18 protein-coding genes are annotated in these 15,514 nt (G+C 63.9%); 10 read left to right on the top strand and 8 right to left on the bottom strand.

Features of this window, described 5'->3' with window-relative positions; translation table 11 throughout:
* Complete coding sequence (locus AC1D75_RS22160; protein ID WP_495517467.1) at window positions 1-831, bottom strand: LLM class F420-dependent oxidoreductase; 831 nt, start codon at window positions 829-831, stop codon at window positions 1-3.
* 69 nt (window positions 832-900) lie between these two features.
* Here AC1D75_RS22160 and AC1D75_RS22155 point away from each other — a divergent pair, with 69 nt between their 5' ends.
* A complete protein-coding gene (locus tag AC1D75_RS22155; RefSeq protein ID WP_495517466.1) occupies window positions 901-2,085 on the top strand; it encodes an alpha/beta fold hydrolase in 1,185 nt (394 codons plus the stop codon).
* 10 nt (window positions 2,086-2,095) lie between these two features.
* Here the strand turns inward: AC1D75_RS22155 and AC1D75_RS22150 are convergent, their stop codons facing one another.
* From AC1D75_RS22150 to AC1D75_RS22140, 3 genes are all read right to left on the bottom strand, one after another.
* Window positions 2,096-2,797, bottom strand: a complete 702-nt coding sequence (locus AC1D75_RS22150) for a TVP38/TMEM64 family protein (RefSeq protein WP_495517465.1) — start codon at window positions 2,795-2,797, stop codon at window positions 2,096-2,098.
* A gap of 98 nt (window positions 2,798-2,895) precedes the next feature.
* Window positions 2,896-3,981, bottom strand: coding sequence for a pyrimidine utilization protein A (gene rutA / locus AC1D75_RS22145; RefSeq protein WP_495517464.1), 1,086 nt, complete (start codon window positions 3,979-3,981; stop codon window positions 2,896-2,898).
* 124 nt (window positions 3,982-4,105) lie between these two features.
* Entirely contained in the window at window positions 4,106-5,578 is a 1,473-nt protein-coding gene (locus AC1D75_RS22140) for an MDR family MFS transporter (protein WP_495517682.1), read from the bottom strand.
* 95 nt (window positions 5,579-5,673) lie between these two features.
* On the opposite strand from AC1D75_RS22140, the gene AC1D75_RS22135 reads away from it, so the two are divergent.
* The 8 genes from AC1D75_RS22135 (at window position 5,674) to AC1D75_RS22100 (ending at window position 10,660) form a co-directional block, all read left to right on the top strand.
* Window positions 5,674-6,309 (top strand): TetR family transcriptional regulator, encoded by a 636-nt coding sequence (locus AC1D75_RS22135; protein ID WP_495517463.1) that lies wholly within the window; start codon window positions 5,674-5,676, stop codon window positions 6,307-6,309.
* Window positions 6,310-6,405: 96 nt separating this feature from the next.
* Window positions 6,406-6,804 (top strand): IclR family transcriptional regulator, encoded by a 399-nt coding sequence (locus tag AC1D75_RS22130; protein ID WP_495517462.1) that lies wholly within the window; start codon window positions 6,406-6,408, stop codon window positions 6,802-6,804.
* A 36-nt stretch (window positions 6,805-6,840) separates the two neighbouring features.
* Window positions 6,841-7,689 (top strand): SDR family oxidoreductase, encoded by an 849-nt coding sequence (locus AC1D75_RS22125; RefSeq protein ID WP_495517461.1) that lies wholly within the window; start codon window positions 6,841-6,843, stop codon window positions 7,687-7,689.
* A 46-nt stretch (window positions 7,690-7,735) separates the two neighbouring features.
* Window positions 7,736-8,170, top strand: coding sequence for an SRPBCC family protein (locus AC1D75_RS22120; RefSeq protein WP_495517460.1), 435 nt, complete (start codon window positions 7,736-7,738; stop codon window positions 8,168-8,170).
* A 6-nt stretch (window positions 8,171-8,176) separates the two neighbouring features.
* Complete coding sequence (locus tag AC1D75_RS22115) at window positions 8,177-8,686, top strand: CinA family protein (RefSeq protein ID WP_495517459.1); 510 nt, start codon at window positions 8,177-8,179, stop codon at window positions 8,684-8,686.
* A 31-nt stretch (window positions 8,687-8,717) separates the two neighbouring features.
* Window positions 8,718-9,563: an NAD(+) synthase gene (gene nadE, locus AC1D75_RS22110; RefSeq protein WP_495517458.1), complete on the top strand. Its 846-nt coding sequence runs from the start codon at window positions 8,718-8,720 to the stop codon at window positions 9,561-9,563.
* Between the two features lie 94 nt (window positions 9,564-9,657).
* Entirely contained in the window at window positions 9,658-10,155 is a 498-nt protein-coding gene (locus tag AC1D75_RS22105; RefSeq protein WP_495517457.1) for an STAS domain-containing protein, read from the top strand.
* A 25-nt stretch (window positions 10,156-10,180) separates the two neighbouring features.
* Complete coding sequence (locus AC1D75_RS22100) at window positions 10,181-10,660, top strand: hypothetical protein (protein WP_495517456.1); 480 nt, start codon at window positions 10,181-10,183, stop codon at window positions 10,658-10,660.
* A gap of 2 nt (window positions 10,661-10,662) precedes the next feature.
* Here AC1D75_RS22100 and fabG read toward each other — a convergent pair whose 3' ends face one another.
* Genes fabG through AC1D75_RS22085 form a run of 3 tightly spaced genes read right to left on the bottom strand, consistent with a single transcriptional unit; the run spans window position 10,663 to window position 13,835 of the window.
* Window positions 10,663-11,391, bottom strand: coding sequence for a 3-oxoacyl-ACP reductase FabG (gene fabG, locus AC1D75_RS22095; protein WP_495517455.1), 729 nt, complete (start codon window positions 11,389-11,391; stop codon window positions 10,663-10,665).
* 42 nt (window positions 11,392-11,433) lie between these two features.
* Window positions 11,434-12,660 (bottom strand): CaiB/BaiF CoA transferase family protein, encoded by a 1,227-nt coding sequence (locus AC1D75_RS22090; protein WP_495517454.1) that lies wholly within the window; start codon window positions 12,658-12,660, stop codon window positions 11,434-11,436.
* On the bottom strand, window positions 12,657-13,835 hold the full coding sequence (locus tag AC1D75_RS22085) for an acyl-CoA dehydrogenase family protein (RefSeq protein WP_495517453.1): 1,179 nt from the start codon (window positions 13,833-13,835) through the stop codon (window positions 12,657-12,659). Before AC1D75_RS22085 ends, AC1D75_RS22090 begins: the two co-directional genes overlap by 4 nt.
* 94 nt (window positions 13,836-13,929) lie before the next feature.
* Here AC1D75_RS22085 and AC1D75_RS22080 point away from each other — a divergent pair, with 94 nt between their 5' ends.
* Entirely contained in the window at window positions 13,930-14,826 is an 897-nt protein-coding gene (locus tag AC1D75_RS22080; RefSeq protein WP_495517452.1) for a LysR substrate-binding domain-containing protein, read from the top strand.
* 21 nt (window positions 14,827-14,847) lie between these two features.
* Here AC1D75_RS22080 and AC1D75_RS22075 read toward each other — a convergent pair whose 3' ends face one another.
* Window positions 14,848-15,405, bottom strand: a complete 558-nt coding sequence (locus tag AC1D75_RS22075; RefSeq protein WP_495517681.1) for a TetR/AcrR family transcriptional regulator — start codon at window positions 15,403-15,405, stop codon at window positions 14,848-14,850.
* Window positions 15,406-15,514: the final 109 nt, after the last annotated feature.

Below are 15,514 nucleotides of genomic sequence, written 5' to 3'. Positions count from 1 at the left end.
TCAGCGATACGGTTCGGCCGCGGCAGCCAACTCGTCGAGTTGACGCAGCGTCTGCGCCTGCGGGGCCGTTTTCAGCAAGAACGTCACGCGTTCGACGTCGGAACGCGCGTAGCCGTCGAGTTCTTCGGTCGAGGATCCGGCCGCGAAAATCGTGAACGGGATGTCCGGACGCCCGCGCTCGGCCAGGAGCTCCCGCACCCGGACGAGCTCGTCCGCACTGGTGTGGGCGCGAGGAAGCCACGCGTCTCCGTACTCGATCAGCCGAGACAGCGCTGCGGGACTCTCACCACCGATGTAGATGGGCGGATGCGGCGATTGGACCGGCTTCGGCCAGCAGTAGATCGGATCGAAATCGACGTGTTCCCCGTGAAACTCTGCCTCGTCCTGTGTCCAGATGGCCTTCATTGCGGCAAGTTGCTCATTGATCAATGCGCCACGGGTCCGCGGGTCTGTTCCGTGATTCCGCATCTCCTCCCGGTTCCAGCCGACACCGACACCGAATGCGGCCCGTCCTCCGGAGAGCAGGTCAAGAGTCGCAACCTCTTTCGCGGTGTGGATCAGGTCGCGTTGTGGAAGCAGCGCAATGCCGGTACCCAGCAGCAAGCGTGTGGTGACGCCGGCTGCAGCGGTCAGCGCCAGGAACGTATCCAGTGTCCGGTAGTACACCCGTGGCAGGTCGCCGCCGCCCGGATAGGGTGACTCGCGGCTCACCGGGATATGCGAGTGTTCGGCCAGGAACAACGAATCGAATCCGCGTTCTTCGAGAGCCTTGCCCAGCACATCGGGCCGAATTCCCTCGTCGGTGACAAATGTCGAGATTCCGAATTCCATGTACTCCATGGAATCACACACCGGTCTGCGACCGGTTCGGAGTGGGGAAACCTCGCTACGCTGGGGAGGATGACACGAGGTCTCGGCGGGTCACATCATCCGGTCACCGACTGGAGCGATGAGCGGCGCAAAGAAGCACTTCGATCAACCCGACTGGGCCACAATTGGATTCATTTCGGCGGACTCCGGCGTTTCTTGATGCGAAGCGGATTTGTCCTGTTGGCGCTGTTGATCCTGTGTTCTCAATACTGGGCTCTCGACGTCGCCCCCGAACGGCAGCGCCTGGCGCAGACGCAACCTCAGATCCACTTCATCTACGACGCGGCAGATCCTGCCAACGATGACACCGCGGTGGTCGACATGGTCGGCCTGGGAAACCTCGATGCCAGTGGCACCGCGAGCGCACTCCCGGCCCTGGCCGATATCGGACAGGTGTGGGCGGTGCAGTACGACAACGAAGGCCTGGACACCGCCGTCATCAGTCGCATCGTCACCGCTTACGCGCAGTCGATGGGCATCGACAAGATCGTGCTGGTCGGGCACAGCATGGGTGGCATCATCGCAATCGAGGTGGGCACGCACATCTTCCACGACACCGAGGTCACGTTGCTCGCGCTCATACTCGACTGCACACCGGTGAATCTCCACGCGGTCCGACCGCGTAGCCGTGACGCAGGTGAAGACCTGCTCCGTTGGATGGGCTGGCTGCCCGGCGCCAGGGAAAGCCGCGGCCTGCGTCTTGTTGTCGAGACGGTGGCACGCAAGGATCAATACCTGCTGACGGACTCCGCACGGTACCCACTCCTCGACCCGGTGGCTTTGGTCTCCACCATCCGCGACGTGCTCAGAACCAAGATCTTCAACACCGACGCCGCCAGCAACGGGCTGATCCAATCCCAATTTCTTGCCATCGCCGCGTCCGGCGCCTCGGACGACCTTGCCACCATCAGCAAGGAAGCCGGTGATCGCCCGTTCCCGGCGATCATCTTCCTGCGTCCGGATTTTGGCACCGACGATCCCGTGGTCGACGTCGACTACTCCCAGAAGGCCCTCTTCGATACGACCGGCGGACCTTCCGGGCGATTGTTTGTGGTGCGAATGCCCAGTACCGGGCACGCCAACCCGAAGCAGCAACCGGAGGATTACAACGCCGCGATCCGCGACGAGGTCATCCCCTATCTCCGACAACTCGAAGATGAAGCCAGCAGCACGGCAGCGGCGGGTGCGGCAATTCGGGCCGACGGGCAACGCTGACCAGGCCCACTCATCGGGCATCGTCGGAGAGGGTCGGCCCGGGCGTGGCCGCGGCCTGCGGAACACCCAGTCGCGCATCGACGACCAGACCGACGATGCCCAGCGAGAACAACCCCGCCGACAGTGCGATCATCCCTGCGCTCCCATCACCGGCCAGCGCATCGCCGACGATGACCACTGCGGCCGTGGCGGGCATGACCCCGACAATGGTGGCCACCAGGTAGGGAACGAACCTGATCGACGACAGTGCCGCGATGTAGTTGGTGGCGGTGAACGGAAACGGCACGATCATCCGGAGCGACCCGACGGCAAGCCACCCGCGGCGCTCCATCCGCAGTTCTATCGAACGGGCCACCGGAGAGCGAAGATAGGGCTTGATCCGTTCGCGTCCATAGCGGCGGACGAGGACAAAGGCCACGATGGCTGCGAACGTTGTCGCCAGCATCGAACCGACAAATCCGGTCACCGGACCGAACAGGAGCCCGGCGGACACACTGAATGCCGACCTCGGCGCAGGGAAGACCGTGATGACCCCGTAGCCGAGGAAAAACAGTGCGGTGAATGCGATTCCGAAGGAGTCGGCCCAATCACGAAGACTTTCTATCGACGGGATCGGAACCAGAAACGCGGCAATCGCCAGCGCTGTGAGGACGATCGTGGCGACAACAGCCCGAAACACCACGGACTGATTCATCCGCCCGCGTGAGATCACTGGTCCCAGGGTAACGAGACATGTTCGTACTCAATGTGATCGAGAGGTATGTTCACCGAATATTCTGCGACGATTCATCTGCGCCCATCGCCATCAGCTCACGACGCAACGCCGACGACGTCCTTGCGGCACTGGAGCAGCGGCTGGATCCTGCTTCCGAAGTTCTCGACACCTGCGACGAAATCGTCGAATACCAGCATGATGCCCTTGACTCCATTGATCGCGGCAACCTCATCGAGCATCTTCGCGCAGGTCTCGAACGATCCGACAATCGTCCCCATGTTGAGATTCACGGCGCCCTCGGGCAACGAGATCGTCTTTGCCGTCGAACCTTCGCCTGCGGTCTTGTCGGTCTCGGTCTGTTCGACCATGAAGCTCAGTGCATCGGCGTCGGCGTTCGCGTTGTAGTCATCCCACTTCGCCTGCGCTGCTTCGTCCGTCTCATCGGCGATCACCATGAACAGCGCCAGCGCCCCCACGTCGCGACCCGATTCCGTCGCGGCCGCCACCATCGCCGAAACGGTGGGTTCGAAGGCGGACGGGGTGTTGACGCCGGAGCCGAGAACGAAGTTGTAATCGGCATGCTCAGCGGCGAACTTCATACCTCGTGCGGACTGCCCGGCGGCAACGATCGGAACCGTCCCGCCCGCCGGTCGCGGCGAGAGCCGGCAATCTTCCATCTGATAGAACTCACCGACGTGATTGCTGACGCCGCTGTCCTGTAGCTCCCGGATGACCTGCACGTATTCGGTGGCGCGGTCGTAGCGGTTGCCGAAGTGCTCGTCGCCCGGCCACAGACCCATCTGGGTGTACTCGGCCGGAGCCCAGCCCGAGACGATGTTGATCCCGAAGCGTCCAGGGGCAATCGAATCGATGGTCGAAGCCATCCGCGCAACCAGTGCGGGTGGCAGGGCCAGGATGCCGGTCGACGCATAGAGTTTGATCTTCTCGGTGACGGCGGCCAGACCGGCCATCAGGGTGAACGACTCGAGATTGTGGTCCCAGAACTCGGTCTTGCCACCGAATCCCCTGAACTTGATCATCGACAGCGCGAAGTCGAATCCGGCCGCCTCGGCCTTCTGCACGATCTCCTTGTTCAGTTCGAAACTCGGTTTGTACTGCGGTGCAGCCTCACTGATGAGCCAGCCGTTGTTTCCGATGGGGATGAAGACGCCAAAGTCCATGGGAGCAAGGCTGCACTTGCCGTGTTTCGCACATATTGCGACACCGGATCGGGGTTGAAACGAATCCCTGGCAGCGTTGTTCTACGGCGGCAGCACGTCTCGATCCGTACGCCCGCGCGAGCATTTAGGTTGCGGTGACCCCGGCATCGGCCGGCTTGACGCTCGATCGCACCAGTGTGGCCGCGAGAACGAGGACAACCGAGATGACGCCGCCGACGACGAAGGCGAGGTGTGTTCCGTCGGAGTTCGCGATGACCGAGGAGTTGCCGTCGTCGGTCGACGCCGTGATTCCCCGTGTCATCAAGGTGATGAACAGGGCGGTGCCTGCCGCACCGGCAACCTGCTGGATCGTGCTGATCGTTGCACTGCCGTGTGAATACAACTCGCGTGGCAGCGAACCCAGCGCGGACGTCATCAACGGTGTGAGGGCGAATGCGATGCCTGCACTCAAGATCACGTGCGCGATGATGACCGTGTAGAGCTCGGAATCGGCGTCGAGCGTGGCGAGTAGCCACGTGCCGACGCTCATGGCGATCGTGCCGGGCAGCACCAATGGCCTTGCACCCCAACGATCGAAGAGCGCGCCAACACCTGGCCCCAGCAGTCCCATCACCAGGCCACCGGGCAGCAGGACCAATCCTGTTGTCAGGACGCTCTTGTCGAGGACGTTCTGCAAGTACAGCGGCAGTAGGATCAGTGCGCCGAACAGCGTGAGCATCAGCCCACCCATCAGCAACGCCGCGAGCCTGAACTGCGCGATCTTGAAGGTCCGCAGATCCAGCAGAGCCCGGCCGCGTTCGACCAGCTTCATCTGGCGGACCACGAACAGGCCCAGTGAGACGACACCGATCACCAGCGGAATCCACGGCGGCACCGGAGTGTGCCCGGACGACGACTCACCGATACTGCTGAGTCCGTACACGATTCCGCCGAAGCCAAGGGCAGAGAGCGGGATCGAGATGACGTCGAGGTGCGACGGCTGCCGCTCGGCGACGTCGCGCACGAGGATGCCGCCCAAGATCAGCACAACGGCCGCTACCGGCAACACGATCCAGAACATCGCACGCCAGCTGAGCGATTCGAGGATCAGACCGGACACGGTGGGCCCGATGGCCGGGGCCACCGAGATCACGACAGAGACCAGTCCCATCATGCGGCCCCGTGAATGCTCCGGAACCACATTGAGGATGGTGGTCATCAGCAGCGGGATCATCAATGCCGTACCCACGGCCTGGATCACCCGGGCAACCATCAAGATCTCGAAGCCGGGCGCCAACGCGGCGAGGAGCGTCCCGAGCGTGAACGACGACATCGCCGCGACGTAGACCCAGCGGATGCTGAACCGCTGCAGGATGAAACCCGTGGTGGGGATCAGGATCGCCATCGTCAACAGGAAGCCGCTTGTCAGCCACTGCGCGGTGGCCGCGGTGATGTCGAGATCCCTCATCAGCGTCGGCAATGCGACACCCAGGATGGTCTCGTTGAGGATCACCACAAATGCCGCGACAAGAAGCAAAGCGATCAGAAGAACACTGCCGGCCGGACTTTCGTCACGACTGCCGGCTCTGACGCCGACTTTCACACTCTCGGTCACGATCACATCCACTCGGGTAGCCGCTGCAGAACCTTCGCAGCATATAGTCATGTGTCAGTGACTGCCACTTTGGCATCAGGTGACATAGAGTGGAGGTCATGTCAACCTCTTTTCCGGGCGCAACGCTCGATCTGCGGACCCGGCGCCGCAACGAGACGCGGATCGAGATCCAGAAGGCAGCGCTCGATCTGTTCGAGCGCCACGGTTTCGATGAGACGACGGTGGACGAGATCGCACGCGTTGCCGGCATCTCCCCCCGAACCTATTTTCGATATTTCGCGACCAAAGAGGATTGCATCCTCGGTGACATCCACGGTTTCGACGTCGCGCTCCGGACCTGTATCGAGGCGGCCAAAGCCACCGACGAGTCGCTGTCCACCCTCTCGCTGGCCGACCTGGAAAATGCGTTCCGCGGCGCCATCACGGGCTTTCGTCACGAGCAGAGCGATGTCGCCGCGACGTCCCTGCGCATTCGGAAGCTGGTCTGCGCCAACCCGACGTTGAGCACGCTCTGCATCGGCCGCTGCGCGGAGAACACCCGGCGCTGGTTGTCCTTGCTGGACGAACAATGCCCCGCGACCACACGTTCGCGCATCCGGATGATCCTCGAAATCGCACAGCTGTCCGTGCAATGCGCTTTCGACGAGTGGGTGAACGCCTGCGGACCAGATCAACCCGACGCCGATCTACTGACGATCTACGACGAAGTCTGCGTCCGGGTACGCAATCTCTGATCTGCCGCCGGTGTGAGAAAACAAAAAACCGGCCGTTCGCAACGGTATGCGAACGGCCGGTTTTGTTTGTCCGGTGGAACGACAGGGTGGTCACGGGTGGCCATGGTGATGACCAGTCCGGCGACCGCAACGACCAGCGTCCCCCTGGTTGTCGTCGAACCCACCTGGACCGACCTGCATGTCGGGTATCGGGTCGGAGCCCGCCATTCCCTGACCCAGGGAGCGGCGGGCAAGGCGATCCTGCTCGGCAGGAGCGAGTCCACCGAGGCCTACGTCGTCACCAGTGGTGAATTGCAGTCGGGTGCGCTCGGTCTGGCAGCGCCGGTCCTGGGTGTCGACGGCCTGGAGGCCAGCGTCGGCATCATCACGGTCCGAGAACTCGATGCAGACCAGGCGGGCCCCCGTGTCACCACCGCCGCAGCGGGACTGGCCAGGAGACTGACCGGCGTCCGGGAAGAGCCGGCGGCCGCGGCCGCGGAGGCCATGCGCCGCTGATGTTTTAGCCATCGTTCGCGGGGTATTCCGCAGCCTATGAGCGAGCATCCACGCCAGACGATTGCGTATCCCGGTAGCACCGGCGATATGCAGGACAAGCCACACGATGAAATGGCGTCCTATGTCGGTCGCGGCCTCCTGGAGGGCAAGAAGGCGCTGATCACCGGCGGTGACTCCGGCATCGGTCGGGCGGTGGCCATCGCCTTCGCCAAAGAAGGCGCCGACGTTGCCATTGCCTACCTCTCCGAAACGCAGGACGCCGAATACACGCGGGCCAAGGTCGAGGAGGCCGGCCGCAGTTGTCACCTCTTTTCCGGCGACCTTGCCGACCCCGGGCATTGCAAGGATGTGGTCGACCGTGCGGCCGCCGAACTCGGAACCCTCGACATCGTTGTCAACAACGTCGCCTTCCAAGCGGTTGTCGACGATTTCACCGACCTCACCTCCGAGCAGTGGCAGCGCACGTTCGACGTCAACATCCACAGCTTCTTCCATGTGACACAGGCGGCACTGCAGTACCTCGGCCCGGGATCCTCCATCATCAACACCGGTTCCATCAACGGACTGCGCGGCAACAAGACGCTGATCGACTACTCCGCAACCAAGGGCGCCGTCATCGCCCTGACCTATTCGCTGGCACAGAGCCTTCTCGACCGCGGGATCCGGGTGAACTGTGTTGCGCCGGGACCGGTGTGGACTCCCCTGATACCGGCAACGATGCCCGCCGACAAAGTCGAAGACTTCGGAAAGCAGACACCGTACGGCCGGGCCGCGCAACCAGACGAGATCGCGCCGTCGTATGTGTTCTTCGCATCGGAGACCATGTCGTCCTACTACAGCGGCGAGGTGCTGGCGCCGATCGGCGGCGAGACCCTCCCCGGCTGAAAGTCCTTGTTCCGCACGACGTACACAGGAAAGAAGGTCCGTATCCATGATTCAGGTCGAACGTACGACGTCCGCAACACCCGCGCAGGTCTGGTCGATATTGTCGAATGGCTGGTTGTACAGCTCGTGGGTGGTCGGCACCTCGCGGATCCGCAATGTGGATCCGCAGTGGCCGCAGGCCGGATCAACGATCCAGCACTCGGTCGGCCTGTGGCCGGCCCTGATCGATGACAAGACGGAATCGGTGGAGTCATCCGCCGGGCTCCTCGTATTGAACGCACGCGCATTGCCGATCGGTTCGGCCGAAGTGCGGATCCACGTCGAGAAGGACGGCGACGGCTCCCGGGTCACGATGGACGAGACCGTCAACTCCGGACCCTTTCAGGTGATTCCGGACAGCATCCAACGACTCGCGGTCGCCCCGCGGCTCGAAGAATGTCTGCGCCGCCTGACGTTGCTGGCCGAAAACGGCGCCTCCTGATCTGCCATGTCAGTCAATCCGAACGACAGGCAGGACTCCGACGACAAGGTGCGCGCCCGGGCCGAGGAACTCGCGGGTCTGGCATCTCGCCACGGTTTGAAGATCGCAACCGCCGAATCGCTGACGGCAGGCAACATCGCGGCGACTCTGGGTCAGGCACCCTCGGCGGGTGACTGGTACCTCGGCGGCATCGTGGCCTACCACAAACGGGTGAAGCACTCGCTGCTCAAGGTTCCTCCCGGCCCCGTGGTGAGCAAGACCTCGGCCATCACGATGGCGGAGACCACCGCGAATCTGATGAGAGCCGACCTGGCACTGGCAGTCACCGGCGAGGCAGGACCGGAGACACAGGAGGACGTTCCCCCGGGCACTGTCTGGTTCGGCATCGCCGAACCGGGCCTGACCACCGCAACTCAGGAGATTTTCGACGGCTCGCCACCCGAGATTCTCGCCGCCGTGGTCGAGCGTTCCCTCGAGCTGTTGCTGCGGCACGCGTACTCGGTCGCCGCCATCTGAACTGCGAGTCGTCCAGAAACGAGGAGCGCGCGTGAGCGAACTGGCCGCGAGAATACGCACCGAGTTGCACGTGACCCCGCACATCGATGCGGCGGCAGAAATCGAACGTCGAGTCGATTTTCTCGCCGAGTACGCGCGTGAGGCGAATAGTGCCGGGTTCGTCCTCGGCATCAGTGGCGGGCAGGACAGCACGCTCGCCGGCCGACTCAGCCAACTCGCCGTGGACCGGTTGGCGTCCGTCGGTCACAACGCGGAGTTCGTCGGGGTCCGGTTGCCCTACGGACGCCAGGCCGACGAGTCCGATGTGGACCTGGCACTGGACTTCATCAAGCCGTCTCGGACGGTGGCCCTGAACATCGCCGACAGCACCGACGCCGCCGCGACGGCCGCGGCGCATGCGCTCGGAATCGACCGCCTGACCGACTTCGTGCGGGGCAACATCAAAGCCCGCGAGCGCATGGTCGCCCAATACGCGATAGCCGGTGAGCTGGGACTCCTGGTGGTCGGTACCGATCACGCTGCCGAAGCCGTCACCGGGTTCTTCACCAAATACGGCGACGGTGGAAGTGACATCAATCCACTCACCGGTCTCACCAAAGGCCAAGGAGCGCAGCTCCTTCAAGAACTCGGCGCGCCGGAGCGGACCTGGGAGAAGATCCCGACCGCGGACCTCGAGGACGACCGCCCGGCTCTCGCCGACGAAGAGGCCCTCGGTGTCACGTACGCAGACATCGACCGCTATCTGCAAGGGCAGCACGTGTCCGACGAAGCTGCCGGGGTCATCGAGTCCGCGTACCTCCGGACGCGACATAAAAGACATCTCGCCGTCACCCCGTATGACCGGTGGTGGCGCGGGCAGGGTTGCGAACCGGTGTGATGACTGCCACGATGTAGGAAGGTTAAGGACTAGCCACGTATCGCGTAGGCAGTCTTTCGGTTGCTTGCGCTCCCATCCATGGCGAGGGGCGATCTTGTCCATATACGACCACACCACATTCGCGACGACTCCGAAAACAGCGTCTCCACCCCTGACGATCTCCTCATCGCGCCAGGGGAACATCACCATCCTGGCTGTGTGCGGCGACATCGACCTGTTGACGATCGATCTGGTCCGACAGGCCATCGAGGGCGCCTTCCGTGAGCGAGCGACCAACCTTCTCGTCGATCTGACCCAGACCACGTTCCTGGCGTCTGCAGGTTTGAAGGCCCTCGAGCAGGCCCGGGAGCGCGCTGAGACAGCCGGGGCGATGTTCGCTGTGGTGACAGCGCGGCCCTCGACATCCCGCCCGATCATCGCCCTGCAGCTCGAACAGGTACTCGATCTACACACCACCGTTGACGAGGTGGTGGAGCTGTGGAGTCGACCGGACGTCCACTGGCCCGAGCCGAGCCCGCTCGATTCGTGGTGGGTCGAGGTGATGTCCCACAAGACGCAGAACCGCCATTCTCGCCTCACCGACCATCGGTGATCGTCGGCCGCAAATCACAGGATTGATGTCGGTGGGTGCGGGGTACTCGGCAGCGGTGCCCGAAGCCAGTGGAAAACCGGCGCCGACCCACCAACGGCCGGAAGATGTCGACGACGCCACCATCGCCGCTGTCGGGAAAGTCTCCGAGGCATTGGAATGCCTCGAACGCGCCCGTGGTCATCTGTACTCGTTCCACCAGTTGATGGGTCATACCGACCTGCTACTCGGCGACGCCACCGTCGATCTCCGCGCTGCCGGACACGGTGATATCGCTGACCGGCTCGACGAAGATCTGGTCGGCCGGAATGTCGTCGAGGGCCGGTGGACGTTCCAGATCGTCGAAGACTTCGACGACACGTACTGGTCGGTGTTCCGGGACCATGAACGCCGGGTTCGGGAAGAGCTGCAGGCTGGTCGTCGCCATGTCTACGAGGCCGAGATGAAGGAACGTCGCCGAACCCATGGCCGCCGTCACCACGAATCGAGACCCGGCGCCTCGGACTGAACTCAGATGTGGCGTCCGCCGGTCACTTCGGCAACGGTCCCGGTCATATAGGACGACATCGACGAGGCGTAGAACAGTGCCACCGAAGCGATCTCGTCCGGCTCACCGGCTCGTCCCATCGGGATCTCCGTCATCTTCGAATCCCATGCCTTCTGCGGCATGGCCTCGGTCATGGCGGTGCGGATGAGTCCGGGCGCTATGACGTTGATTCGAACACCCAGGTGGGCAACTTCTTTGGCGGCCGCCTTGCTCAGGCCCACGATCCCGGCCTTGGCCGCCGAATAGTTCGTCTGTCCGAACATCCCGACCTTGCCCGAGATCGACGACATGTTGATGATCGATCCGCCGCCGTTTTCCCGCATGATGCCGGAGGCGAGTCGGGTGCCGATCCAGCAACCCTTGAGGTGGACGTCGATGACGTCGTCGAACTGCTGCTCGGTCATCTTGCGCATGGTGGCATCGCGGGTGATGCCGGCGTTGTTGACCATCACATCCAGGGAGCCGAAGGTGTCCGTCGCAGCCGCGAGCAAGGCTGCCACGTCATCGGCGGACGTCACGTTGGCGCGCACGCCGATCGCGTCGGCCGACAATGAGGCGGCAGCTTCCTTGGCCTTGGCCTCATCGAGATCGCCGATCACGATCCGGGCGCCGTTGTCGGCGAACGTCCGGGCGATGGCCAGCCCTATCCCCTGGGCTCCTCCGGTGATGACGGCAGTGCGGTTGTCCAGCATGATGTCCTTTCGGCGTTGAACGATTCTGCGTGAGATATGGCGCTACTGCGTCTTTTCGGGGTGATTCTCAGCGGGGTGATACTCGGGTGGTTGGACCGCGGCACCGCCGGCGATCAGAGCGTCAGCGGCCTCGCCGGAAAGACCTGATTCCAGAAGCAGGCGACGGGTGTGTTGCCCGAGTGCAGGCACATCGCCCATCGGCGCTTCGAAGTCGGCGAATGTGACCGGCGGTAGCAACGCCTGCACTCGGGCGTGTTCGGTCCCGATGGTGCGCCACCGATTCCGGGCGGCAAGTTGCGGGTGGTCGACCACCTGGTCGAGTTCTTTGATCTGTGCTGCCGGGATACCGGCAGCCCCCAGCGCGGCGTCGAGGTCGGCGGTGCTGCGAAGCCTCGTGCGCGCACTCACCTCCGCATCGCAGCCGGCTCGATTCTCGACCCGCGCCACATTCGTGGCATAGCGCGGATCGTCGGCCAACTCCGGCGCGTCGAGTACCTCGGTCACCAGCGCTCGCCAACCACGATCGGATTGCACCCCGATCAGGATCTGTCCGTCGCTGGTCTCGAACGCATCGTAGGGAGCAATCGAGATGTGGCTCAACCCCATTCGCGGCGGTGGCGTGCCCGTGTACATCTGCGTGTACATGGCATGGCCCATCCATTCGACCGTCGATTCGAGCATCGACACATCTATCACCGCCCCATCACCGGTGGTTGCCCGACGCAGCAGCGCGGCCAGAACCGCTTGCGCGCAATACATTCCGGATGCAATGTCGGCGGTCGGTATCCCGGTTTTCACCGCGGTCTCCGGCGTGCCGGTGACGGAGATGAGACCGGCCTCGGCCTGGATGAGCATGTCGTAGGATTTGCGCTGCTCCAGCGGACCACCCGCACCGAACCCGGACAGATTCACCACCACCAGTTCGGGGTGGTTTTCGCGGAGATCGTCAGCACCGAGTCCCAGTCGCTGCGCTGCGCCGGGTGCGAGATTCTGGACGAAGACGTCGGCGCGGGCGATCAGCCTGCGCACGGCGTCGAGGCCGTCGCTGCTCTTCAGGTCGACGGCGACGGATTCTTTGCCGCGATTGAGCCAGACGAAGTGTGCGCCCGTGCCCTCGACGAGGTGGTCGTAGCTACGTGCCAGATCGCCGTCGGGCCGTTCGACCTTGATCACCCTGGCACCGAGATCAGCGAGATTGCGGGTGGCGAGCGGGGCAGCCACCGCCTGCTCGACAGACACCACGGTGAACCCCTCGAGCGGCAATGTCATGACAGCTTCTTCTTCTCGGCACGGATCAGGCCGCCGCCGATGACGAGGCGCTGGATCTCGCTGGTGCCCTCATACAACCGAAGCACCCGGACGTCCCGGTAGATCCGTTCCACCGGCACGTCCCGCATGTAGCCGGCGCCGCCGTGAACCTGGACCGCGAGATCGGCCACCTTGCCGACCATCTCGGTGCAGAACAGCTTCGCCGCCGAGGGCGCGATACGCCGGTCGGTGCCTTCGACCCAGGCCCTGGCCGCATCACGCACTATGGCGCGTCCAGCCATCACGCCGGTGTACTGGTCGGCCAGCATCGCCTGCACCAGCTGGAAATCCCCGATCGCCGTGCCACCCTGAGTTGCGGTCGCCGCGTACGCAACCGACTCGTCGAGCGCCCGCTGGGCCTGACCGACCGCCAGGGCCGCGATGTGCACCCGGCCACGTGCGAGCGATATCATCGCAGCGCGGTACCCGACCTCGGCGTCTGATCCGACCAGGGTTTCCGGCCCGACCCGAACTCCGTTGAAACCCACCTCGGCGGTGGCCGCACCTTCTTGTCCCATCTTCGCGTCTTTCGGACCGATCTCGACACCCTCCGCCGCAGCCGGGACGAGGAAGACCGCGATGCCGTTGCCGGTCTCCGGCGCCGGCGAGATGCGCGCGAAGACAACGAACAGATGCGCGTTCGGCGCGTTGGTGATGTACCGCTTGCCCCCGTCGATGATCCATCCGTCACCATCGACCCGTGCGGTTGTCTTCAGGCCGGCCGGATTGGAACCCGCACCGGGTTCGGTGAGCGCAAAGGACGCGACCACGTCCCCAGAAGCGATGCCCGGCAACCACTGTGCGCGTTGCTCATCCGTGCCGAATCCGACCAGCACCTGACCGGCGATCCCGTTGTTGGTCCCGAACATCGATCGGAGGGACAACGAGGTGTAGCCCAATTCCATTGCCAGCTCGACGTCCTGGATCAGGTTGAGCCCGAGGCCGCCCCACTCCTGGGGTATCGCGTAACCGAACAGGCCCATCTGCGCCACCTGGGTGCGCAGGTCGTCGGGGATCGTGTCGGTCTTCATGATCTCGAGCTCACGCGGCACCACGCGGGTCCGCACGAACTGGTTGACCTGCTTGAGGATGTCAGCGAAGACGTCGTCGGGTACGTCCGGATTGAGCGTGTCCATTCCAACACTATTGCCCCATTATTATGATCGGTCCAATACCCAATCCGGGCTTCTGTAATACGAATATCGCAATAGTCGACGAGAGGGACCTCAGATGGACGTCGCACAACTGCGCGCGTTCCTCGCTGTTGCGGACGAGCTCCACTTCGGACGGGCCGCCGCCCGTCTCGACATGGCGCAGCCACCGCTGAGCCGGATCATCAAGCAGCTCGAGCGTGACCTCGGAACCACCCTGTTCGAACGCAACACCCGCTCGGTGAAGCTGACCGTCAGCGGGCGGGCACTGATCGAGCCGGCGACCGAGGTCCTCGACGCGGTTCGGCGCGCGGGCGAGCAGGTGCGCGGCGCCGACAACGGAGACGTCGGCCTGGTCCGCATCGCCTTCGCCGGCGTCTCGACCCATCGACTCGTCGCCCGGCTGGCCCGGGAGGTGCGCTCCCGTCGTCCCGGTATCGCGCTGGAGCTTTCCAGCCAGAACTTCGCGCAACCATCGATGACCAAGCTGCTCACCGGCGAGACCGACATCAACTTCGGGCGGTGGGATGTCATCCCCGCCGAGGTGTCCGTGCGGGTGGTCATGACCGACTCCCTGGTGGTGGCGGTACCCGACACCCACCGGCTGGCAACAGCTCGCCGGGTCCCGATCGCCGCGCTGGAGCAGGACAACTTCATCTCGTTGCCGCCACACGAGGGATCGGTCCTACCCGATCGGCTGCGCCGCCTGGCCCGCGAAGGCGGCTTTGTCGTCACCATCGCGCAGATCGCCCCCGACACGCAGACCGCCCTGGCGCTGGTCAGTGCCGAGGTCGGCGTCCATCTGACGCTGGCATCGGTGGCCAGGAATGTCAGCGACCCACAGGTCGTCTTCATCCCCGTCACCGATTCCGTACCCGATGTCGATCTGCGTGCCGCCTGGCGCACCGCCGATCCCAATCCGGCACTGCAGACGGTTCTCGACGAACTGATCAACATCGAACGAGCGGTCGTTTGAGTCGATCACCGCAGAATCAGATCAGTGGGGCTGCAGATAGGCGACGATCGCGTTGGTGATCCCGCGTCGCGCAAGATCGAGGTCGGTGTATGTGCCGAGTTGTTTCTCCGAGACGATCCCACGCATCGCGCCGGGGATGAACGCGGCCACCTCGGCAACCCGGTCTGGATCCACATCCAGGCCGGCGAAGGCCCGACGGCACGTGTCCAGCCAGGCCCTACCCCACGATTCGAACTCTGCGGCGGTGCGCGGAAACAGGCGTTCGAGCTCGGCGCGCTCACGCGGCAGCGCGGCCCGCAGGTTCTCGATCGCCCGGGAATCGCCGACGGTCAGACCCTCGTACATGTTGTCGACGATGGCGCCGACCCGCACCTGCAGTGACGCGTCGGCCGGCGCACTGACCGGCAGATCACCCCGACGTTCCGCGATACGTTGCAGAACCGCTGCCCACAGCCCGTCGATGTCGCCGAACTGATATTTGACCGCACCCCAGGTCGCACCGATTTCCTTGGCGATCCGGTTACCTGACACCGCCGCCGGGTCGCCGGTGGCCAGCGTCCGTAATGCGGTGTCCAACATCGATTCTCGGGTGGCCAGGCCGCGTTTGTTGCTACGCCTGCCGACCACGCCCGATTCGCTCACCTGGGCAACTCTATCTGCTGCACGCACCGAAACCGAGTTTCACCGA

Source organism: Williamsia sp. Y712 (genome assembly GCF_059445525.1).
Note: the sequence above shows the minus strand (reverse complement) of the source record. Positions and strands in the feature narration are given on the sequence as shown.